The organism is Actinoallomurus oryzae (assembly GCF_039541955.1).
Lineage (GTDB): Bacteria > Actinomycetota > Actinomycetes > Streptosporangiales > Streptosporangiaceae > Actinoallomurus > Actinoallomurus oryzae.
Genome location: NZ_BAABHF010000045.1, coordinates 1 through 20,555 on the forward strand (window position 1 = coordinate 1; position 20,555 = coordinate 20,555).

At 69.6% G+C, this 20,555-nt stretch carries 18 protein-coding genes and 2 tRNA genes; 8 read left to right on the forward strand and 12 right to left on the reverse strand.

Features of this window, described 5'->3' with window-relative positions:
• Positions 1-820: 820 nt before the first annotated feature.
• On the reverse strand, positions 821-3,379 hold the full coding sequence (locus tag ABEA10_RS35145) for a valine--tRNA ligase (RefSeq protein WP_425551006.1): 2,559 nt from the start codon (positions 3,377-3,379) through the stop codon (positions 821-823).
• A 226-nt stretch (positions 3,380-3,605) separates the two neighbouring features.
• On the opposite strand from ABEA10_RS35145, the gene ABEA10_RS35150 reads away from it, so the two are divergent.
• Positions 3,606-4,343: a hypothetical protein gene (locus ABEA10_RS35150; protein WP_345471397.1), complete on the forward strand. Its 738-nt coding sequence runs from the start codon at positions 3,606-3,608 to the stop codon at positions 4,341-4,343.
• Here the strand turns inward: ABEA10_RS35150 and clpX are convergent, their stop codons facing one another.
• The 4 genes from clpX to tig form a co-directional block, all read right to left on the reverse strand.
• Positions 4,344-5,618: an ATP-dependent Clp protease ATP-binding subunit ClpX gene (gene clpX / locus ABEA10_RS35155; RefSeq protein WP_329255645.1), complete on the reverse strand. Its 1,275-nt coding sequence runs from the start codon at positions 5,616-5,618 to the stop codon at positions 4,344-4,346.
• 159 nt (positions 5,619-5,777) lie between these two features.
• Entirely contained in the window at positions 5,778-6,434 is a 657-nt protein-coding gene (locus ABEA10_RS35160) for an ATP-dependent Clp protease proteolytic subunit (protein ID WP_345471785.1), read from the reverse strand.
• 26 nt (positions 6,435-6,460) lie between these two features.
• Positions 6,461-7,099, reverse strand: a complete 639-nt coding sequence (locus tag ABEA10_RS35165; protein ID WP_329255642.1) for an ATP-dependent Clp protease proteolytic subunit — start codon at positions 7,097-7,099, stop codon at positions 6,461-6,463.
• Positions 7,100-7,274: 175 nt separating this feature from the next.
• Positions 7,275-8,708 (reverse strand): trigger factor, encoded by a 1,434-nt coding sequence (gene tig, locus ABEA10_RS35170; RefSeq protein ID WP_345471400.1) that lies wholly within the window; start codon positions 8,706-8,708, stop codon positions 7,275-7,277.
• A gap of 450 nt (positions 8,709-9,158) precedes the next feature.
• On the opposite strand from tig, the gene ABEA10_RS35175 reads away from it, so the two are divergent.
• Positions 9,159-9,524, forward strand: a complete 366-nt coding sequence (locus ABEA10_RS35175) for a pyridoxamine 5'-phosphate oxidase family protein (protein ID WP_345471402.1) — start codon at positions 9,159-9,161, stop codon at positions 9,522-9,524.
• A 234-nt stretch (positions 9,525-9,758) separates the two neighbouring features.
• Here the strand turns inward: ABEA10_RS35175 and ABEA10_RS35180 are convergent.
• A tRNA-Pro gene (locus tag ABEA10_RS35180) sits at positions 9,759-9,832 on the reverse strand.
• Positions 9,833-9,989: 157 nt separating this feature from the next.
• Between ABEA10_RS35180 and ABEA10_RS35185 the strand changes: the two genes are divergently transcribed.
• A tRNA-Gly gene (locus ABEA10_RS35185) sits at positions 9,990-10,060 on the forward strand.
• A gap of 104 nt (positions 10,061-10,164) precedes the next feature.
• On the opposite strand, the gene ABEA10_RS35190 is transcribed toward ABEA10_RS35185, so the two are convergent.
• A complete protein-coding gene (locus ABEA10_RS35190) occupies positions 10,165-10,758 on the reverse strand; it encodes a SurA N-terminal domain-containing protein (RefSeq protein ID WP_345471404.1) in 594 nt (197 codons plus the stop codon).
• Positions 10,759-10,866: 108 nt separating this feature from the next.
• Between ABEA10_RS35190 and ABEA10_RS35195 the strand changes: the two genes are divergently transcribed.
• Positions 10,867-11,178, forward strand: a complete 312-nt coding sequence (locus ABEA10_RS35195; RefSeq protein ID WP_345471405.1) for a hypothetical protein — start codon at positions 10,867-10,869, stop codon at positions 11,176-11,178.
• A 294-nt stretch (positions 11,179-11,472) separates the two neighbouring features.
• On the opposite strand, the gene ABEA10_RS35200 is transcribed toward ABEA10_RS35195, so the two are convergent.
• Both ABEA10_RS35200 and ABEA10_RS35205 read right to left on the reverse strand, forming a co-directional pair.
• Positions 11,473-11,970, reverse strand: a complete 498-nt coding sequence (locus tag ABEA10_RS35200) for a GNAT family N-acetyltransferase (RefSeq protein ID WP_345471406.1) — start codon at positions 11,968-11,970, stop codon at positions 11,473-11,475.
• A gap of 108 nt (positions 11,971-12,078) precedes the next feature.
• A complete protein-coding gene (locus ABEA10_RS35205) occupies positions 12,079-13,197 on the reverse strand; it encodes a PP2C family protein-serine/threonine phosphatase (protein WP_329255609.1) in 1,119 nt (372 codons plus the stop codon).
• Positions 13,198-13,449: 252 nt separating this feature from the next.
• Between ABEA10_RS35205 and ABEA10_RS35210 the strand changes: the two genes are divergently transcribed.
• Entirely contained in the window at positions 13,450-13,647 is a 198-nt protein-coding gene (locus ABEA10_RS35210; protein ID WP_345471408.1) for a hypothetical protein, read from the forward strand.
• A 19-nt stretch (positions 13,648-13,666) separates the two neighbouring features.
• Here ABEA10_RS35210 and ABEA10_RS35215 read toward each other — a convergent pair whose 3' ends face one another.
• The 3 genes from ABEA10_RS35215 to ABEA10_RS35225 form a co-directional block, all read right to left on the reverse strand.
• Positions 13,667-14,131: a ribose-5-phosphate isomerase gene (locus tag ABEA10_RS35215; protein WP_345471410.1), complete on the reverse strand. Its 465-nt coding sequence runs from the start codon at positions 14,129-14,131 to the stop codon at positions 13,667-13,669.
• Between the two features lie 48 nt (positions 14,132-14,179).
• Complete coding sequence (locus ABEA10_RS35220; RefSeq protein WP_345471412.1) at positions 14,180-15,589, reverse strand: aldehyde dehydrogenase family protein; 1,410 nt, start codon at positions 15,587-15,589, stop codon at positions 14,180-14,182.
• Between the two features lie 113 nt (positions 15,590-15,702).
• On the reverse strand, positions 15,703-16,317 hold the full coding sequence (locus ABEA10_RS35225) for a mycothiol-dependent nitroreductase Rv2466c family protein (protein WP_345471414.1): 615 nt from the start codon (positions 16,315-16,317) through the stop codon (positions 15,703-15,705).
• A gap of 217 nt (positions 16,318-16,534) precedes the next feature.
• On the opposite strand from ABEA10_RS35225, the gene pepN reads away from it, so the two are divergent.
• From pepN to ABEA10_RS35240, 3 genes are all read left to right on the forward strand, one after another.
• The gene (gene pepN, locus ABEA10_RS35230) at positions 16,535-19,066 is read left to right on the forward strand and encodes an aminopeptidase N (protein WP_345471416.1); all 2,532 of its coding nucleotides are present in this window, start codon (positions 16,535-16,537) and stop codon (positions 19,064-19,066) included.
• A gap of 50 nt (positions 19,067-19,116) precedes the next feature.
• The gene (locus ABEA10_RS35235; RefSeq protein ID WP_345471418.1) at positions 19,117-20,136 is read left to right on the forward strand and encodes a hypothetical protein; all 1,020 of its coding nucleotides are present in this window, start codon (positions 19,117-19,119) and stop codon (positions 20,134-20,136) included.
• 198 nt (positions 20,137-20,334) lie between these two features.
• A complete protein-coding gene (locus ABEA10_RS35240) occupies positions 20,335-20,475 on the forward strand; it encodes a hypothetical protein (RefSeq protein WP_345471420.1) in 141 nt (46 codons plus the stop codon).
• The last annotated feature ends 80 nt before the right edge of the window (positions 20,476-20,555 follow it).

Sequence of the window (20,555 nt, forward strand, 5' to 3'; positions counted from 1 at the left end):
AGGCACTGGCTTTTAACACACTGTTGAGTTCTCAAGAAACGGACACACACCATCGAAGACCCTTGCGGGATCCCCTCTGGGGCATTTCCTCTATCTTAACCTTTTCTCCGCCTCCCTTTTACCGGAAGCGGATTCCCTTGGAAGTTCTTTCGCTCTCCCTTGGGACATTTCCCATCTTACCGTTTCCGCTCCGTTTGTCGAATTGACCGACAAGCGACACGAACTCGGCCCGCCCAACACTCACACCGGAAGCCCGAAGACTTCCCGTCTGATCGTAGGGAGGTTCCCGGAGATTGCATCATCTGATGATGATCAGCAACCCGACCGGGCCGACACATCCAGTTGGTTCCGCGACGGACGAGATCCATCGTGGCTCTTCGTTGGGGTGTCTTCCGCGGGACCGGCCGTCTTGCGACGTCCCGCTCCCCGCAGGCTCGGACAAGCTTAGGACACCCGGGCGCCGAGGTCAACTCCCCGACACGGGCGTATGCGTAGACGCAGGTCGTACTCCTGCGCTCTGAACTCATGCCCGGTGCCGCCGGGCCTAAACCCGGCCGCCGGATTTTCTTCGCCGGCCCCGTGGCACTGCCACTACGCCGCCCAGGGGCCATGCTGGCAGAGCCGGCCGAGGTGACAACCCACGAAACGTGCTCCGTATTCCCGATCTCCACGACCGTCGTGCGGAGCGACGTGAGCGGATCGTCGTCGCAGGACGAGCGGCTCCATGGTTAAAACCGGGGTACCTGTCGCCCCCGCGGCATGTACGGCCTGGGCGCCCAGGAGCGGCCCGTACCAGGCGGACCGCTCCCAGACGACGGCCTCAGAGCGCGGGCAGGGCCGCGAGCCGCCCCTCCAGGCTCTCCACGTCCACGCGTGCCTGTTCCAGCCGGGCGCGGGTCTTGCCGACCACCTGTTCCGGCGCCTTGGCCATGAACTGCTCGTTGCCGAGCTTCCGCTCCGCCTGGGCGATCTCCTTGCGCGCGGCGGCCAGGTCCTTCTCCAGCCGGGCGCGTTCGGCGGCGACGTCGATCGCCCCCGCCGTGTCCAGGCGTACGGTCACGCCCTCCACCGGCAGCGACGCGGTCGGGGTGAACGAATCTCCCGCCGGCGTGAGGCGCAGCAGCGTGCGCACCGCGTCGTCGTACGCGGGGTCCAGGCCCTCGATCGTCGCCGCGACCTTCTGGCCCGGCTTCAGGCCCTGGTCCGCACGGAACCGGCGTACCTCGGTCACCAGGCGCATCAGCCCGGCGATCTCCGCCTCCGCCGCCGGGTCCGAGAAGCCGTCCGCGGCCGGCCAGACGGCCGTGACGATCGACTCGCCGCCCGTCAGCGCGGTCCACAGCTCCTCGGTGACGAACGGCGTGAGCGGGTGCAGCAGACGCAGCAGGACGTCGAGGATGCGTCCCAGCACGGCCGGGGCGTCGGCGCTCATGCCCGGCACCTTGGAGAGCTCGACGTACCAGTCGCAGAACTCGTCCCACGCGAAGTGGTAGAGCGTCTCGCACGCCTTGGCGAACTCGAAGTTCTCGAAGTGGGCGTCGACCTCGGCGACGACCGACGACAGCCGAGACAGGATCCAGCGGTCCGCGACCGACAGGTCCGCGGGCAGCTCCCGGATCGTCGCTCCGTTGATCAGGGCGAAGCGCGTGGCGTTCCACAGCTTGTTGCAGAAGTTGCGCGAGCCCTGCGCCCACTCCTCGCTGACCGCGACGTCGCCGCCCGGGTTCGCGCCGCGCAGCAGGGTGAAGCGCGTGGCGTCGGCGCCGTACCGGTCGATCCACTCCAGCGGGTCGACGACGTTGCCGAACGACTTGGACATCTTCTTGCCGAACTGGTCGCGCACCATGCCGTGCAGGGCGATGACCTTGAACGGCTCGACGCCGTCCATCGCGTACAGGCCGAACATCATCATCCGGGCGACCCAGAAGAACAGGATGTCGTACCCGGTGACCAGCACGGACGTGGGATAGAAGGCGCGCAGCTCCGGCGTGTCCTCCGGCCAGCCCAGCGTGGAGAACGGCCACAGCGCCGAGGAGAACCACGTGTCGAGCACGTCGGTGTCCTGGGTCCAGCCCTCCGGCGGCTGCTCCCTCGGACCGACGCACAGCGTGGAACCGTCCGGGCCGTACCAGACCGGGATGCGGTGCCCCCACCACAGCTGCCGGCTGATGCACCAGTCGTGCATGTTGTCGACCCACTCGAAGTACCGCGGAGCCATCTCGGCCGGCACGATCTTCACCCGGCCGTCGCGTACGGCGTCGCCGGCGGCGCGGGCGAGCGGCTCGACCCGGACGAACCACTGAAGTGAGACGCGGGGTTCGACCACCGTCTTGCACCGCGAGCAGTGGCCCACGGCGTGCACGTACGGGCGGGTCTCGGCGACGATGCGGCCCTCCTGCCGCAGCGCGGCGACCACGGCCGGCCGTGCCTCCAGGCGGTCGAGCCCCTGGAACGGCCCGTGCGCGGTGATCGTGCCGCGCTCGTCCATGATCGTCATCATCGGCAGGCCGTGCCGCTGCCCGATCTCGAAGTCGTTCGGGTCGTGGGCCGGGGTCACCTTGACGGCGCCGGTGCCGAACTCCGGATCGACGTGCGGGTCCGCCACGATCGGGATGTGCCGGCCGGTCAGCGGCAGTTCGATCTCGCGGCCGACGAGATGGGCGTAGCGCTCGTCGTCCGGGTGCACGGCGACGGCCGTGTCGCCGAGCATCGTCTCGGCGCGGGTCGTGGCGACGACGATCGCGTCATCGCCGTCGCCGTACCGGATGGAGACCAGCTCTCCGTCGTCGTCGGAGTGCTCGACCTCGATGTCGGACAGGGCGGTCAGGCAGCGCGGGCACCAGTTGATGATGCGTTCGGCCCGGTAGATCAGGCCGTCGTCGTACAGGCGCTTGAAGATCGTCAGAACCGCGCTGGACAGGCCCGCGTCCATCGTGAAGCGTTCGCGGGTCCAGTCGACGCTGTCGCCGAGGCGGCGCATCTGCCCGAGGATCTTGCCGCCGGAATCGGACTTCCACTCCCAGACCTTCTTGACGAAGGCGTCGCGACCCAGGTCGTGGCGGGACAGGCCCTCCCTGGCGAGCTCGCGCTCCACGACGTTCTGGGTGGCGATGCCCGCATGGTCCATGCCGGGCAGCCAGAGGGTCTGCAGACCGCGCATGCGCTGCCGGCGTACGAGCGCGTCCTGGATCGAGTGGTCCAGCGCGTGGCCCACGTGGAGGGATCCGGTCACGTTCGGCGGCGGGATGACGATCGAGAACGCGGGCGCGCCGGGTACGACGGCGGGCGTGAACAGGCCGCCGTCGGTCCAGCGTTGGTAGAGCCGTCCCTCGACGTCGGCCGGGGTGTACTGAGTCGGCAGAGCATCACGCGAAGTCACGCGTCGGAGTGTACGGAGGTTCGCCGGGAACCGTGGTCTCGCCCCGCACATCGAGATGACTACGGCAGAATGCCGGGTTCGATGCCACGCGCCGGTGGAAGGGTCCTCACAGCACGACCCATGACGGCCGCGCCACTGGGGTGAGCCGTGGTTTCGGAGGACAATGTGACAGGCAGCGACCGTCCGAACGGACTCTCGGGATGAGGCACAGGGGGAGACGACTCTCGTGAAGGCGCTCCTGGCCATCGCGGTCCTCGTCGTCGGCCTGGCGATGCTGGGCCTGGCCGCCGGATTCGCCGCCGGCGCCATCCGGCGTACGCGGGCGGCCGAGTCGGCGGACGAGGAGTCACCGGCGCCCCCGGCGCCTCCTCCGTACCCGTACGCCGCGGCGCGCCCGGAGTCGCCCCGCGCGATGTGGGTGGGAGCGGGGATCAGCGCGGCCCTCGGCATGGGCGCCCTGGTCACCGCCGCGGTCGCGCTGCTGGCGGTCATGGCGGCGCCGACCCGGGTGCTGAACACTCCGCCGCAGGCGGGCGGCCTCCAGCGCGACGACTCCCCCGGCACTCGGCAGCTCACCGACCGGCAGCGGCAACGGCTGAAGGCGGCCGGCATGCCGAACCCGCTGACCGCCGTCTACCACCGGTCCGCGGCGACGACCATGACCGTGCTGTTCATCGGGGCGTCCGGGCACCTCACCGATCCGGCGGCGCAGCTGCGGGAGTTCATCAGCGGTCTGGCGATCAGCGCGGGGTCGGGTGGCCGTACACCGACGCCCTATCCGGCGGGCCGGCTCAAGGGCACCGTGATGTGCCTCGACCAGCTGAGCACAGGTCAGACGACGCTGGCGACCTGCGGCTGGGCCGACGAGGGCACGCTCGGAGTGATCACGACCGACGAGGGCGACGCCACGCAGACGGCCGGACTGCTCCTGTCGATGCGCGACGACATGGAGAAGAAGGCCTGATCAGGCGGACTTCTCCCGCGGCTCCCGCTTGGTGCGCTCGCGGGGAACCAGCGTCGGGTTGACGTGCTCGTGGACCGCCTCGCGCGTGATCACCACACGGGCGACGTCGGCGCGGCTCGGCACCTCGTACATCACCGACAGCAGCACCTCTTCCATGATGGCGCGCAGGCCGCGCGCGCCGGTGCCGCGCAGGATCGCCTGGTCGGCGATCGCCTCGAGGGCGTCGTCGGTGAACTCCAGGTCGACCCCGTCGAGCTCGAACAGCCGGTGGTACTGCTTCACCAGCGCGTTGCGCGGCTCGGTGAGGATGCTGATCAGCGCCTCGCGGTCGAGGTTGTGCACGCTCGTGACGATCGGAAGGCGTCCGACGAACTCCGGGATCATCCCGAACTTCAGGAGGTCTTCCGGCATGACGTCGGCGAAGAGGTCGGCCACCTCGCCGTCGTCGTCCTTGGTGCGCAGAACCGCGTTGAAGCCGATGCCCTGCTTGCCGACGCGCTGCTCGACGATCTTCTCCAGGCCGGCGAACGCGCCGCCGCAGATGAACAGCACGTTGGTGGTGTCGATCTGGATGAACTCCTGGTGGGGGTGCTTGCGGCCGCCCTGCGGCGGCACGCTCGCGGTGGTGCCCTCCAGGATCTTCAGCAGCGCCTGCTGGACGCCCTCACCGGACACATCGCGCGTGATCGAGGGGTTTTCGCTCTTGCGGGCGACCTTGTCGACCTCGTCGATGTAGATGATGCCGGTCTCGGCCTTCTTGACGTCGTAGTCGGCGGCCTGGATCAGCTTCAGCAGGATGTTCTCGACGTCCTCACCGACGTAGCCGGCCTCGGTGAGGGCGGTCGCGTCGGCGATGGCGAACGGAACGTTGAGCAGTTTGGCGAGCGTCTGTGCGAGGAGCGTCTTGCCGGACCCGGTCGGGCCCAGCAGCAGGATGTTGGACTTGGAGAGCTCGACGCTCTCGTCCCTGCCGCCGCTGCCCGACTGGATCCGCTTGTAGTGGTTGTACACCGCCACGGACAGGGCCTTTTTGGCCTTGTCCTGCCCGATCACGTACGAGTCGAGGAACTCGAAGATCTCGCGCGGTTTCGGCAGGTTGTCCCACTTGAGGTCGGATGACTCGGAGAGCTCTTCCTCGATGATCTCGTTGCAGAGATCGATGCACTCGTCGCAGATATACACGCCCGGACCCGCGATGAGCTTCTTGACCTGCTTCTGGCTCTTCCCGCAGAACGAGCACTTGAGCAAGTCACCACCGTCGCCGATGCGTGCCACCCTGTCTCCTTTACGTGGGGCCGCTCACCCTCGAACCGCGGGACGAGGGAGCGTGCTGAGGCTCTCGACGTTGTCTCGACGTTACCGCCTGGCGGGCAGTGAGTGAGCCCTCCGGTGTTGGTCGATATGCCCGACACCTGAGGGTCACTCAAGGGCCGCTTACGACGACACTACCTCGGAAACGCGCTTCTTGCGGCTCTCGATGATGTCGTCGATGAGACCGTAGGACTTCGCCTCCTCCGCCGTCAGGAATCTGTCGCGCTCGATGTCCCGGCGGACCTTCTCGACATCCTGGCCGCTGTGCCGCGCCAAGATCGTCTCCATCTCCGCGCGGATGCGGAGGATCTCGTTGGCCTGGATCTCGATGTCGCTGGCCTGGCCGTACCCGCCTTCGGTGGCCGGCTGGTGGATCAGGATCCGCGAGTGCGGCAGCGCGGCGCGCTTGCCCGGCGTGCCCGCCGACAGGAGCACCGCGGCGGCGGAGGCCGCCTGGCCGATGCAGACCGTCTGGATGTCGCAGCGGACGAACTGCATCGTGTCGTAGATCGCCGTCATGGCGGTGTACGAGCCGCCGGGCGAGTTGATGTAGATGCTGATGTCACGCTCGGGATCGATGGACTCCAGCGTGAACAACTGGGCCATCACGTCGTTCGCGGAGGCATCGTCGATCTGGACGCCCAGGAAGATGATCCGCTCTTCGAAGAGCTTGTTGTACGGGTTCATCTCCTTGACGCCGTACGTGGTGCGCTCGACGAACGACGGGATGATGTAGCGGCTCTCCACGGGCTGGATACCGGCCCGGATCTGATCGCTCATCGGGTTCAGTCCCCTCCGGTCGATGTTCATGAAACCGCACCCTCTGAGGTGACCTGGTTGGCGTTGTGCACGACGTGGTCGATGAACCCGTAGTCCTTGGCCTCGTCGGCGGTGAACCAGCGGTCGCGGTCGGAGTCGGTCTGGATCTGCTCGAGCGACTGGCCGGTGTGGAAGGCGATCCGCTCGGCGAGCGTCTGCTTCACGTACAGCATCTGCTCGGCGAGGATCTTGATGTCGGACGCCGTGCCCCCGATGCCGCCGGACGGCTGGTGCATCATGATCCGCGCGTGCGGCAGGGCGTAGCGCTTGCCGGCCGTGCCGGCGCAGAGCAGGAACTGCCCCATCGACGCGGCCAGGCCCATGCCGACCGTCGCGATGTCGTTCGGGACGTACTGCATCATGTCGTAGATCGCCATACCGGCGGTCACGGAGCCGCCCGGCGAGTTGATGTAGAGGTAGATGTCCCGCCGGGAGTCCTCCGCCGCGAGAAGCAGCAGCTCCGAACAGATGCGGTTGGAAATGTCGTCGTCGACCTGCTGCCCGAGGAAGACGATCCGCTCGCGCAGCAGACGCTGGTAAAGCTGGTCGCCCAACGGCAGGAGGGGCGCCTCGGCCGTGCGCGCCCGCACGGGCGCCGGCGGTTCGAAGGTCGGAGGCGTGGTCACTGCGTCACCTGCTCCGGAATCGTGGTCGTGGTCGGTTGCTTGCGACATTAACGCGCTGCGGCGAGGGCTTTGGCCGCGAGGGAGGCATGTTCGCTGTCGGCGTGGAAGGTGGGCCGGCCCCGAAGACGCGAACGGGCCGGCGCGCGATGCGCCGGCCCGTCATGTCGCGGAACGGTCAGGCGTCGGCCTTGTCGTCGGCGGCCTCTCCGGTCTCCGAGGTCTCGGCGGCCTCGGCGGTCTCGGCCTCGGCGGTCGCGGTGGTCTCGGCGTGCTCCTCGTCCTCACCGGCCTCGTGCCGCAGCATGGCCGCGATGTCGACCTCGGCACCCTTGTCGTCGGTGGCCTTGACGTGCTCCACGACGAGGTTGAGGGCCTTGGAGCGCAGCACCTCCGAGACCACGGCCGGGATCTGGTTGTTCTCGGTCAGGTGCTTGGCCAGGACGTCCGGCTGCACGCCCATCGACATGGCGTTGCGGACGACGTAGTCGGTCAGCTCCTCGTTCTCGACGGTCAGCTTCTCCTGCAGGGCGAGCTGGTCGAGGATGAAGCCGCCCTTGACCGCGTCGCGGGCGCCGTCCTTAAGCTCCTGGTCGTACTCCTCGGCGGACTTCTCCTGGTCCTCGAGGTACTTGTCACGGCTCATGCCGTACATCTGGAGCTGCTGGTCGAGCTGCTCGTTGCGGCGCTCGATCTCGTTCTCGATCACGCTCTCCGGGAGCGGGATCTCGAGCTTTTCCATGAGCGCTTCGAGGGCCTTGTCACGCGCCTGGCCGAGCTGCTGGTGGAGCTTCTGGTCGGCGAGGCGCTTGCGGACGTCCTCGCGCAGCTCCTCGATCGTGTCGAACTCGCTGCCGAGCTGGGCGAACTCGTCGTCGAGCTCGGGCAGCTCCTTGATCTTCACGCTGTGCACGGTGACGGTGACCTCGGCCTCCTGGCCCTCGTGGTCACCGCCCACCAGGGTGGTGGTGAAGGTCTTGGAGTCACCGGCGTTCATGCCGACGAGCTGGTCGTCGAGGCCCTCGACCGAACTGCGGCTGCCGACCTCGTAGGAGTAGCCGCTCGTACGGGCGTCCTCGACGTCCTCTCCGTCGACGGTCGCGGCGAGGTCGATCGAGACGAAGTCGCCCTCCTCCGCCGCCCGGTCGGCGTTGGTCAGCGTCGCGAACCGCTCGCGCAGGTTGGAGAGGGTCTCCTCGACCTCCTCGTCGGTCACCTCGGCCGAGTCGACCGTGATCTCCAGGCCGTCGTAGTCGGGCACCTCGAACTTGGGCCGGATGTCGACCTCGGCGGTGAACGCGAACTGCTGGTTGTCCTCCAGCTCGGTGATCTCCACGTCGGGCTGGCCGAGCGCGAAGACCTCGCTCTCCTCAACGGCGCGACCGTACAGGCCGGGGAGCGCGTCGTTGACCGCCTCCTGCAGGACCGCGCCCCGTCCGACGTACTGGTCGATCAGGCGCGCCGGCACCTTGCCAGGGCGGAACCCCTTGAGGCGCACCTGCTGCGAGATCTCCTTGTACGCCTTGTCGAGGTTGGGCTTCAGCTCGTCGAAGGGAACCTCGACGGTGAGCTTGACCCGCGTCGGGCTCAGCTCCTCCACATCGGTCTTCACTTTGGGCGGTCTCCTTGATCCGGCCGCGGCACGGATTTCACGTTGGATGTCGTGGGCGGCTGCGTTTTCAGCCGGGACGCGGGCACGTCAAAGTGCGTCACCGCGCCTTCGCGCGCCAAGTCTATGGTGTTCCGGGCCGCGCGCGGACAGTTGGGGCGGCAATGCGTCGCCAAGTGTTGCGAAAGGGCGTCTCCGGCCTCCTCCACCGACTCTACGAGCGCCACCCGGCGGACCGTGCGGCGAGGGGTGGTGTCCGGCCGGCGCAGCCGCGTGACCTCGGTGGTCGAAGAGGTGAGGGTGACCGGCGGAGACGCGGGGACCTTGGTCCCTGCAACCGGGGCGCTTCGGACCGCCGCCACCGAGTTGATCCTCGTTAGCGTACGAACCAGACCGGCCGAGAGACCGTCTCCACCCGGACCCCCACCGTGCACAGAGCACGGGAGACACCTCGTGTACGACGCGGAAGGCTTGACGATACTGACCGAGCGGGAATGCCGTGAACTGCTCGCGAGCGTCCCCATCGGCCGAATCGTCTACACCGACCGAGCACTCCCCGCCGTCCAGCCGGTCAACTTCGTCATGTGCGACGGCGAGGTCATGATCCTGACCCCAGCCGACTCGAAACTGGCCACCGCCACCCAGAACACCGTGGTCGCCTTCGAAATCGACCACTTCAACCACGAAGCCACCGCCGGCTGGTCCGTAGTGATCATCGGCCACGCCCACCTACACCCCAAAGAAGACCAACCCCCCCACCTAGCCATAACCCCAGAACTAATCTCCGGCCGCCGCCTCCCCCCAAAAGAAACCCCCTAACCACCCGCCCAGAGCGGAGAGCCAAGAGCCGAGAACCGAGAGCCGAGAACCGAGAGCCGAGAGGCGAGAGGCGAGAGCCGAGAGGCGAAGCCGCGAGCCGCGAGCCGCGAGCCGCGAGAGGTGAGCAAAGCCGAAGGCGAGCGAACACCGGGGGGCTCCGGGGGGTCGTCCCCCCGGGCAAAATCGCGGGCCAGAGCGAAGCCGCCCCAGCGGCGAGCATGGGTAGCCGCCTCGTCGGGCTGGCCGGATTTGAACCGGCGGCCCCCGCGACCCAAACGCGGTGCGCTACCAAACTGCGCTACAGCCCGTGAACGAGTTGAGTGTAGCCCGGCTCGTACCGGTGGAGGGTCACATTAACCGGCGCCGCCGATCATGCCCGTGGGGTGCGCGCCGTGGTGCCGGGAACCGGTACGCTACGCGGGTGACGTCTTGGGTCCGGTCGTCCGGCCGGGTCTCGACGGCCACGCGGGCGTAGCTCAATGGTAGAGCCCCAGTCTTCCAAACTGGCTACGCGGGTTCGATTCCCGTCGCCCGCTCCCACAACAAAGGCCCAGGTCGACCGGTGCCCCGGTGCGGCCCAAGGGCCGCAGGCATTGGGATCGAAACGGCCCCGCTTGGGGCAGGCCGCGACCCAGCCGGCTCATTCCAGCGGGCCTACTCCGAGGCGTGCCAGCAGCTCGTCGAAGATGTCCTGAGAGAAGTCCTCGTCACGGTCGATGGTTTCGGCGATCTCGGCCGGCGAAAGAGTCTGCAAACCCGCCTCGGTCGCCCAGTTCACCGCCTTGTGGGCACCTTCGAGCCCACCGGGTGCGGCCGCCAGCAGCCGCCGGCGCAGCTGCTCGACCTCCCGCTCGTACTCGGGGTCGGTCCAATCCTCCCCGAGGAAGTTGTCGTCCTCGTCAAAGGGGGCAGGCGGTGTCAGCATGTAGCCGAGCACGCCATCGAGCTTGAGCCACACCTGCCAGGGTGGGGTCCGCAGCCCCAGACCTTTGACATGGACGGCCGAGTCATCCCAGAACTCGCCGGCCAAGACCGGCGCCTTCGTCGCATTCCTCAGCTCGGGCAACAGGTCTACGGGTAGATCCTCTGGCCAACCGAAGACCCGCCAGACCTGCCAGTCGCTATACCAGGGCCCCTCGCAGGACCCGGCACCGAGGAGATCAGAGCCCCGCCCGACCAACTTCGTTAGCGGCTGGTCACCGCGATAGACGACATAAGCACCCTTGAACCCCACGAGCGCCGTAGCGTAGCGGCCCGGTACCACGAGCGGGCCCGTGGTGTTCGCCGATCTCCGTCCATCGCATCGGTTCTCGCCTCGGAAAGGCGAGTGTACGGTCTGGCCATGGGACAGCCCCCTGATTCATGGCTCGCGCTCAGCCTTCTGGGCGTTCTTGTCGTGGTTCCCGTGTTGTGCGCTGTACTGGCGATCGTCAAGAGCAGCCACGGCGCCTTGCCGAAGGCCCCACCGGCTGGGTCGGCCGGGGTGCTCGGGCGGGTATTCGGGCACGATCTGGAGAGCGACGGCGAAACCCTCGCCGACCGCGTTCGCCGGCTGCGGCGTAACGGCCGTTCCGTCGAAGCGCAGCTCCTCGTCTGCACGGAGACGGGCCTGACGCAGGACGAAGCCCAACGGTTCGTCTCCGCACTCGGCTGACCGTCAGGTATCGCCGGGCGGACAGCCGAGCGCCTCGCCGCGGGTCGGCCGCGCGGGCGCATCTCCGGATTGCCGAATCCGGCCACGTAGTGCCAGACCCGGCCGTCGCGCGCGCCCACCCGCCGGCCGCGTCCCCAAGCTCACGGGGCAGAACACCTAGCGCTCAGGACACAGGAAACGCATGTCTCAGGACATGGGAAATCTGCTGGGCCGAGAGTCCGGCGGTGTCCATCCTGCGTCTCGGCCGTGGCCTACTGTTGCCGGCCCTGCTCGTCCGCGTGGGTCGATGGCCGGTCAGCGGCCGATGCCGTGTTCGATCGAGTCGCCGACCCGCAGGGTGGCGTGGACCGCGCCCGTGTCCGGGTCCTCCCACAGTTTGGCGCCCAGCGTGCGCAGGAGGCCGACGGCGGGGGCGTTGGCGGCGTCGGTCTCGGCGATCAGGGCCGTCGTTCCCCGCGCGCGGGCCTCCTCGATCAGCAGGTGCAGGGCCTCCACGCCGTGTCCCTTTCCGCGGGCCTCTCGGGTCAGCCAGATGCCGATCTCGGCCGCACCGGGGGCCTCGGCCGGGGTGAGCCGTGTCGCACCGATGACCTCCCCGCCGGTCATGACGGCGTACGTGGTGCCGGCGACCGTACGGTGGAAGTCGCCGAACGCGGCGCGGCGTTCGGGGGTCCACCCGGGCGGGCCCGGAACGGCGGGCATGGCCTCGGCCGGATCCGCGCCGGCCACGGCCGCCTCGAGTACCCGCGGCAGGAGCTCCTCATCGATCGGCCGCAACGTGACAGTGCTCATGAGATCAGCCTGCCAGGTATGTGATCGCCGCGCTCGCCGACACGAGCGGCACCTTGAGCCCGCGTGGACAGGGGCGCGCGGTGGCGCGGTCCCGATCCGCCCGGGCTCTCACTTACGCCAGATCAGCACCAGCGCGCAGTCGTCGTCGCGCGCGGCCGCCATCTCCGCGACGAGCTCCTCCGCCCCCTCGTGGAAGCCCTGGGGGACCAGGCGCTCGGCCTCGCCGACCAGCCGGTCGATGCCCGCGTCGAGGTCGCGGCCGGGCGCCTCGACCAGCCCGTCGGTGTAGAACATGAGGGCGTCGCCGGGGCGGAGCGTGCCCTGTTCGGGAAGGGCGCTCATCTGGGGGACGACGCCGAGGACGATGCCCTTGGCGGTGCTGACCCGCCAGGTGCCGCTGCCCGCGTCGAACTGCACCGCCGGCGGGTGACCGGCGGACTCGACGGTGTACTCGCCCGTGGTCAGGTCGATGACCAGATGCACGGCGGTGACGAACCCCTCGTCCCAGCGCTGCCGGTGGAGATAGTCGTTGCACGCCGGGAGGAAGCGGTCGGGCTCGACCGAGCCGAGCAGGCCGCCGAACGCTCCCGACAGCATGAGCGCCCGCGTGCCGGCGTCGACTCCCTTTCCGGACACGTCGACGAGCGCCACCTCGAGTTTCTTGCCGTCGCACACCGACACGACGAAGTCGCCGCCGAAGGACGAGCCGCCGGCCTGCAGCAGCACGACCTTGGCGTCCCAGCCCTTCGGCAGCTCGGGCATCTCGCCGTGGCGGCGGAGGCGGTCGCGCAGTTCGAGCAGCATCTGCTCGCCGCGCAGCCCCTTGACGCCGATCTGCTGGCGGCTGCGGGCCAGCACGATGGCCAGGATCGCGGTGACGACGGTCGTCGCCATGACGCCGGGCCCGACCTTGTGGAAGCCGACGGCGACGGCGTCGTACGCGAGGGCCGCCGCGACCACGCCGAGCAGCACGCCGAGGCCGCGTACGCGCAGGGTCAGACCTCCGGCGAGGACGGTGAGGACCACCCCGCTCGGGGAGAACCACGTCTGCGACACGGGCGCGGAGATCGCGAGCGCCGCGGTGATGACGATCAGGCCTATCAGGGCATTTCGGTCACTGGTGAGATGCCCCCGCCGCGCCCACCGGTAGAGCCACACGAGCACGGGGATCCGGCGCAGGAAGGCGCGGACTCTCGGCGGCAGCAGGTGCACGAGGCGGCTAAGCATGATGCGGGCACTGTACCGAGCATCGCCGTGTCCTCGCTGGAAGGCGGCACACCTTACCCGAATCAAGACCGCCCGAAATGTAGTGGCCGAATCCGGCCGAAGAGCCGTAACCGCCCGGTCTCGGCACCCCGTCCGCCGCGCCGTGGGGTTTCACCCGAGCCGTCCCGGGGAGATCATTAGGACCTGTTCCGAACGTCTCGCCCGTGCTGGGCCCCGTCGGACAGGCGCTCGGACGAGGCGATGGAGGCAGCGATGGGTCAGGGGATGCGTGTCACGGTCGACGCGGCGATGCGGGCCCGCGACGTCTCGCGCATCCGGCCGCAGGACGAGGCGCCCCTGCCCGCGGCGGCTCCGGCGGCCGAGCCCCCGGAGCCCACGTCCCAGCCCACCCGGCTCCGCCGCGCCGAGAAGCGCCGGCTCGCCAAGCGCCGCGCCGCCAAGACGAACTGACCCGGCTCAGAGCGGGCTCTCAGGGCGCGGGGATCTCTCCGGTCCGTTCGTAGGCGGCCAGCATCGCGATGCGCCGGGCGTGTCGTTCGGCGCCCGAGAACGGCGTGGTGAGGAAGATCTCGACGAACCGGGTCGCCTCCTCCAGGGTGTGCATGCGGGCGCCGACGCTGATGACGTTCGCGTCGTTGTGCTCGCGCGCCAGGCGTGCGGTCTCCTCGCTCCACGCCAGCGCCGCGCGTACGCCCTTGACCTTGTTCGCCGCGATGGCCTCGCCGTTGCCCGAGCCGCCGATGACGATGCCCAGCGCGCCCGGGTCCTCGACCGTGCGGGCCGCGGCGAGCAGGACGTACGGCGGGTAGTCGTCCTCGCCGTCGTACTCTTCCGGGCCGCAGTCGAAGGCCGTGTGGCCCTGGGCGGTCAGCCACTCGACGAGGTGCCGCTTCAGCTCGAAGCCCGCGTGGTCGGAACCGAGATAGACGTGCATGCCGCAGAGTCTGTCAGGTGCGCTTCGGACGACGCGCACGGGACCAGGTCAAAGCTGGAGCGATTTGATCTCGCAGAACTCCTCCAGCCCGTGCACGCCCAGTTCGCGGCCGACGCCGGACTGCTTGTAGCCGCCGAACGGCGCGAGCGGGTTGAACCGGCCGCCGTTGATCTCGACCTGGCCGGCCTTGAGCCGCCGTCCGACCGCGATCGCGCGGTCCCGGTCCGCCGACCAGACCGCGGCGGCCAGGCCGTACGGGGTGTCGTTGGCGATGCGGACGCCCTCGTCCTCGGAGTCGTAGGCCATGACGGACAGGACCGGCCCGAAGATCTCTTCGCGGGCGATGGTCATGGACGGCGTGACGTCGGCGAAGACGGTCGGCAGGATGTAGTAGCCGCGGCTCAGCGTGGTCTCGGTGCCGCCGGTGACGAGCCGCGCGCCCTCGGCGATCCCGCGGTCGACGTAGCCGCGCACGCGGTCGAGCTGGGTGCGTGAGACGAGGGGGCCGAGCCGGGTCTCCTCGGCGAACGGGTCGCCCGGCGTGTAACGCTCGGCCGCCTTCACGGCGAGCTCCACGGCCTCGTCGTAGCGGGAGGCGGGCACGAGCATGCGGGTGAGCGCGTTGCAGGTCTGGCCGGCGTTGACGTACGCCTTGGCGACGCCGACCTTGACCGCGAGCGGCAGGTCGGCGTCGGCGAGGATGAGGTTCGGCGACTTGCCGCCGAGTTCGAGCGCGACGCGTTTGACCGAGTCGGCGGCCAGCGCGGCCACCCGCCGGCCCGCGCGGGTCGAGCCGGTGAAGGAGACCATGTCGACGCCCTCGTGCGCGGCGATCGCCTCGCCGACGACCGGGCCGTACCCGGAGACGAGGTTGAAGACGCCCGGCGGCAGGCCGGCCTCGTCGATGATGTCGGCCAGGGCGTACGCGGCGAGCGGGGCGACCTCGCTCGGCTTGAGCACGACCGTGCAGCCGGCCGCGAGCGCGGGCGCGACCTTGGCGACGACCTGGTGCAGCGGGTAGTTCCACGGCGTGATCGCGCCGACCACGCCGACGGGCTCGCGCACGATGAGGGAGTTGCCGCAGCGCTCGCCGGCGAAGTCGTAGCCGTCGAGGATGCCGAGGATGCCGCTCAGCACGGCGATCGGCGTGCCGACGTGGATCTTCAGCGCGACCTGGTACGGCGCGCCCAGGTCGGTGGCGATGAGCGTGGCGAGGTGCTCCTGGCGGGCGGTGATGCCGTCGAGGACCGCCCGCAGGAGGGCGGCACGCTCGGCGGGCGGGGTCGCCTCCCAGGCGGGCAGGGCGCGGCGCGCCTCGGCCACCGCGCGGTCGACGTCGGCGGCCGTGCCCGCGGGGACCCGGTCGATCGTCTCCTCGGTCGCTGGATTGACGACGTCGATGGTGTCCGAAGCCGAGGAGTCCGCCCACGAGCCGCCCGCATAGATCACATCACGCATGGGTTCATCCTTCCCCGGTGAACGTACGGGGACCACCCACACGAGTTAATGGTGCGATCGCGGTCTGGAGGCCCGGCGGGCGCCGGAGGGGCCTCCGGCGCCCGCCGCGTCCGTCAGTCGAAGATCGGGTCGCGGGTGCGGCTGCGCTTGAGCTCGAAGAACCCGTCGGTGCCGGCGACGAGGCGTACGCCGTCCCACAGCTTCGCGGCGGCCTCGCCGCGCGGGATCGGCGACACGACGGGGCCGAAGAACGACGCGCCCTCCACCGAGATCACCGGGGTGCCGACCTCGTAGCCGACCCGGTCCATGCCGTCCTTGTGCGAGGCGCGCAGCGCGGTGTCGTAGGCGTCGGTGTCGGCGGCGTCCGCCAGCTCGCGGTCGAGGCCCGCCGCCTCCAGGGCGTCCTCGATCACCTCGCGGCTCTGCGAGAGCTTCTGGTTGTGGAAGCGCGTGCCCAGCTCGGTGTACAGCTTGCCGAGCACCTCCGGGCCGTACTTCTCCTGGGCGGCGATGCAGACGCGGACCGGCCCCCACGCCTCGGCCATCATCTTCTGGTAGTTCTCCGGCAGGTCCCGCCCCTCATTCAGCACCGACAGGCTCATGACGTGCCAGCGGACCTCGATCGGGCGGAGTTTCTCCGCCTCGATGATCCACCGCGAGGTGATCCAGGCCCAGGGGCACTTGGGGTCGAACCAGAAGTCGACCGGCGTGCGTACGGCATCGGCCACCGCAACCTCCACAACGTTCGTACGTCTTCTTGTACGGGGGCCAACCGGCGTGGTCGCCGAAGCATTCCAACCTTAGGGTTTGCTGAGAGTTTGGACCAAGATCCCCGCTTGGCGGGTTAGATGGTGTGACGGCGTGCCGTTTCGTGCGCCCGCGGGGGCGCCGTACGGTGGGATGGACAATGACGTCGCATTCATGCACTTGAGGCGAGGAGTTCACTTGGCTGGCAACCTGACGCGCGACGAGGCGCGTGACCGCGCCCGGCTGCTCACCGTCGAGTCGTACAACGTCGATCTCGACCTGACGACGGGTTCGGAGACGTTCGTCTCGGACACCACGATCAGGTTCGGCTGCGCGGAGCCCGGCGGCTCGACGTTCGTCGATCTCCACGGCGCGAAGGTCCGCGAGATCACGCTCAACGGGCAGAGCCTCGATCCGGGCTCCTACGACGCCGAGAAGGGACGCATCCCGCTCCCCCGGCTCGCCGCCTCCAACGAACTGCGGGTCGTCGCCGACGCCGCCTACTCCCGCACCGGCGAGGGGCTGCACCGGTTCGTCGACCCGGTCGACCACAAGGTCTACCTCTACACGCAGTTCGAGACCTGCGACGCGCACCGGATGTACACCTGCTTCGACCAGCCCGACCTCAAGGCGCGCTTCGAGCTGAGCGTCACCGCGCCGGAGGACTGGCAGGTGATCACCAACAACGCGCCCGACCGCTCCGAGGGCGGCCGCTGGCACTTCCCGGCCACGCCGGGCATCTCGCCCTACATCACCGCGCTGGTGGCCGGGCCGTACCACGTCGTGCGGGACGAGTACCGCCAGGACGACCAGGTCATTCCGCTCGGGGCGTACTGCCGGGCCAGCCTCGCCGAGTACTTCGACGCCGACGCGATCTTCGAGGTCACCAAGCAGGGCTTCGACTTCTTCCGCAAGACCTTCGCCCGGCCGTACCCGTTCGACAAGTACGACCAGCTCTTCGTGCCGGAGTTCAACGCGGGCGCGATGGAGAACGCCGGCTGCGTGACCTTCCTGGAGGACTACGTCTTCCGGTCCCGGGTCACCGACGCCGCGTACGAGCGCCGCGCCGAGACGATCCTGCACGAGATGGCGCACATGTGGTTCGGCGACCTCGTCACCATGCGCTGGTGGGACGACCTGTGGCTCAACGAGTCGTTCGCCACCTACATGAGCGTGCTGTGCGAGGCCGAGGCCACCCAGTGGACCGGCGCGTGGACCACGTTCGCGAACCTGTGGAAGACCTGGGCGTACCGGCAGGACCAGCTCCCGTCGACGCACCCGATCTCGGCCGACATCCCCGACATCCGGGCGGTCGAGGTCAACTTCGACGGCATCACGTACGCCAAGGGCGCGAGCGTGCTCAAGCAGCTCGTCGCCTACGTCGGCCGCGACAACTTCATCAGCGGCGTCCGCAGCTACTTCGACCGGCACGCGTGGGGCAACACCTCGCTGTCGGACCTGCTCGACGCGCTCGAGGAGACCTCCGGCCGCGACCTGACATCCTGGTCCAAGGAGTGGCTGGAGACGGCCGGCGTCAACACGCTGCGCCCCGCGTACGAGGTCGGCGACGACGGCGCCTTCACCTCCTTCGCCGTGCTGCAGGACGCCCCGGCGGAGCACCCCACGCTGCGCTCGCACCGCGTGGCCGTGGGCCTGTACGACCGCACGCCCGAGGGCATCGTGCGGCGCAGGCGCGTCGAGCTCGACGTGGTCGGCGCCCGCACCGACGTGCCGGAGCTGGTCGGTGAGGCCCGCCCCGACCTCGTGCTGGTCAACGACGACGACCTGACCTACGCCAAGATCCGGCTCGACGACCACTCGATGCGCACGCTCATCGACGGCATCGGCGAGATCACCGACGGGCTGCCCCGCGCGCTGTGCTGGTCCGCCGCCTGGGACATGTGCCGCGACGCCGAGGTGGCCGCGCGCGACTACGTACGCCTCGTGCTGTCCGGCATCCGCGGCGTCACCGACGTCTCCGTCGCCCAGTCGCTGCTGCGGCAGGCCCGCACGGCGACGCGGCAGTACGCCGACCCGGAGTGGCGCGCGACCGGCTTCGGCCTGCAGGCGGACGCGCTGCACGAGCTGATGCTCGAGGCCGAGCCCGGCTCGGACCGGCAGCTCACCTACGCGCAGGCGTTCGTGGCCGTCGCGACCTCGGCCGAGCACCTCGACTACGTCCGCGGGCTGCTCGACGGCTCGGTCACCCTCGACGGGCTGGTGATCGACACCGACCTGCGCTGGGGGCTGCTGCGCCGGCTCGTCGTACGCGGCGCCGCCGGCGAGGCGGAGATCGCCGCGGAGCTCCAGCGCGACCCGACCGCCGCGGGCGAGCGCCACGCGGCGGGCGACCGGGCGGCGATCCCGACCGCGGAGGCCAAGGCCGCCGCCTGGGACCGCATCATCGCCGGCGACCTGCCCAACGCCGTCTTCCGCGCCACGCTCGGCGGGATGTTCGACGTGGACGACACCTCGCTGGTGGAGCCGTACGTCGAGAAGTACTTCGCCGAGGTCGGGCGGGTCTGGTCGGAGTGGTCCAGCGACATGTCCAGCACGTTCGCCGAGCACGCCTACCCGTTCCTGGTGACCGAGCAGAGCACGATCGAGCGCACCACCGCCTACCTCGACGAGCAGAACCCCCCGCCGGCGCTGCGGCGGCTGCTCGTTGAGGGCCGCGACGGCGTCGCCCGCGCGATCCGGGCCCAGGAGAAGGACCGTTCCGCACGCTGATCACCGGGTTGATGCGGCTGTGCCACGGTTCGTCGTGACAGAGTGAACGGGTGGAAACCGCCCGCGATGTTCTGACGACGCTCGCCCGGCGGTACGCCTTCGGCGACCTGGCCGCGCTCTGCGAGGCCGGGGTGGCGAGGCTGCCGTCGTGCGTCGCGGCCGAGGTGCGGCTGCTGTGCTCGTTCGGTCAGCGACTGATCGACCTGGACGCCGAGGACTTCGGCATGCCCGAGCGCACCGGCGACCCGGAGGTCGACGAGTACACCGTGCCGGAGCACCTGCTGGCCCGCGCTCGCGCCAGCCGGATGCCGCAGTCGGCGAAGGAACGTTCCCGCGGGGCGCTGCGCACGCTGCGCCCCGCGTACGGCCTCCTGCTGGAGGTGATCGAGGCGCGCTGGCACCGCCGCGAGATGGCACCGCTCGTGGCCGCCGTGCACATCGCGTCCGAATACCTCCCGCTGCTCGCCTGGCAGCCCGTACTCGGGCACGCCGGCGACCCGGCGCTGCTGCCGGAGTCGGTGTCGGGCCCGGGCAGCCGGTTCGGCGTGCCCGGCGGGGCCACCCGGCCGCGCGACTGCTCGCTGACCCGGCCGCAGCAGTCGGCCGCCGAGCGCGCCCTGCGGGTCGCCCGCGAGCCGGGGCCGGGCTGGCGCAACTACCTCGACCGTCAGCACAGCACGGTCGCCTCGGCGCTGTGCACCTGCGCGGTGTCGTGCCGCACGCCCTGCGACGTCGTCACGCGCCTGAACCCGGACGTGCTGTCCGCGCTGTCCGAGCGCTGCCGGGTGGCTCAGGAGTTCGCCGACGGCGCGCTCGTGCGCCTCCGCCACGCGGCGCCCGTCGGCCACGGCTTCGGCGTGCCCAATCCGGACGAGGTCTCCGACGCCTGGACGCGCACCCGCACCTCGGTGGGCCGGCTGTCCCTGGGCGGGCGCGTGGTGGGCGACGTCGCCGACTATCCCCTGCCGGGCCTGCCGGAGCTCTTCTCCGTCGCGGCCGGGCAGGAGATCGTCCCCGACACGCTGCTGCGCGACCTCTCCGACCACCTGGTCGCCATCTTGCAGGGCTAGGCGTTCCGTCTGCTTCACGGCCAGGTCGTGCCGGGCTGCGGTACGTCGCCCGGATCCCCGCACTCGCCCTGAGCCACCGGCTCATTTCTCTTTCATTCGCCCTTGAACAAGGTCTCAGGCGAATCACGATGCCGCTCTCATGCACCGGGAATACCGTTTTCTCGTCGAACCAGCAACGGGGAAATGAGGAGAGTGACGATGAAGCTCCGTCGTCGGGTGTTGACCGGAATCGCGGCCATGGTGATCGCGGGCAGCGGGACGTTCGTCCTCACGGGGGCCGCGGAGGCCTCGACCGTCCACACCCCGCGGCCGTCGGCCGAGCGGCGCATCGGCCTCTGAACCTCTCCCGCGAAAGGGCCGGCACGGTAACGTGCCGGCCCTTTCGACGTCGGGATGAAAATGACATGAGCGGCACATGA

Coding starts and splice junctions, on each gene's coding strand:
- ABEA10_RS35160 (WP_345471785.1), bottom strand. CDS start 6,434: ATGAGCGATCAGATCCGGGCCGGTATCCAGCCCGTGGAGAGCCGCTAC.
- ABEA10_RS35195 (WP_345471405.1), top strand. CDS start 10,867: ATGGGACAGCCCCCTGATTCATGGCTCGCGCTCAGCCTTCTGGGCGTT.
- ABEA10_RS35200 (WP_345471406.1), bottom strand. CDS start 11,970: ATGAGCACTGTCACGTTGCGGCCGATCGATGAGGAGCTCCTGCCGCGG.
- ABEA10_RS35205 (WP_329255609.1), bottom strand. CDS start 13,197: ATGCTTAGCCGCCTCGTGCACCTGCTGCCGCCGAGAGTCCGCGCCTTC.
- ABEA10_RS35210 (WP_345471408.1), top strand. CDS start 13,450: ATGGGTCAGGGGATGCGTGTCACGGTCGACGCGGCGATGCGGGCCCGC.
- ABEA10_RS35215 (WP_345471410.1), bottom strand. CDS start 14,131: ATGCACGTCTATCTCGGTTCCGACCACGCGGGCTTCGAGCTGAAGCGG.
- ABEA10_RS35220 (WP_345471412.1), bottom strand. CDS start 15,589: ATGCGTGATGTGATCTATGCGGGCGGCTCGTGGGCGGACTCCTCGGCT.
- ABEA10_RS35240 (WP_345471420.1), top strand. CDS start 20,335: ATGAAGCTCCGTCGTCGGGTGTTGACCGGAATCGCGGCCATGGTGATC.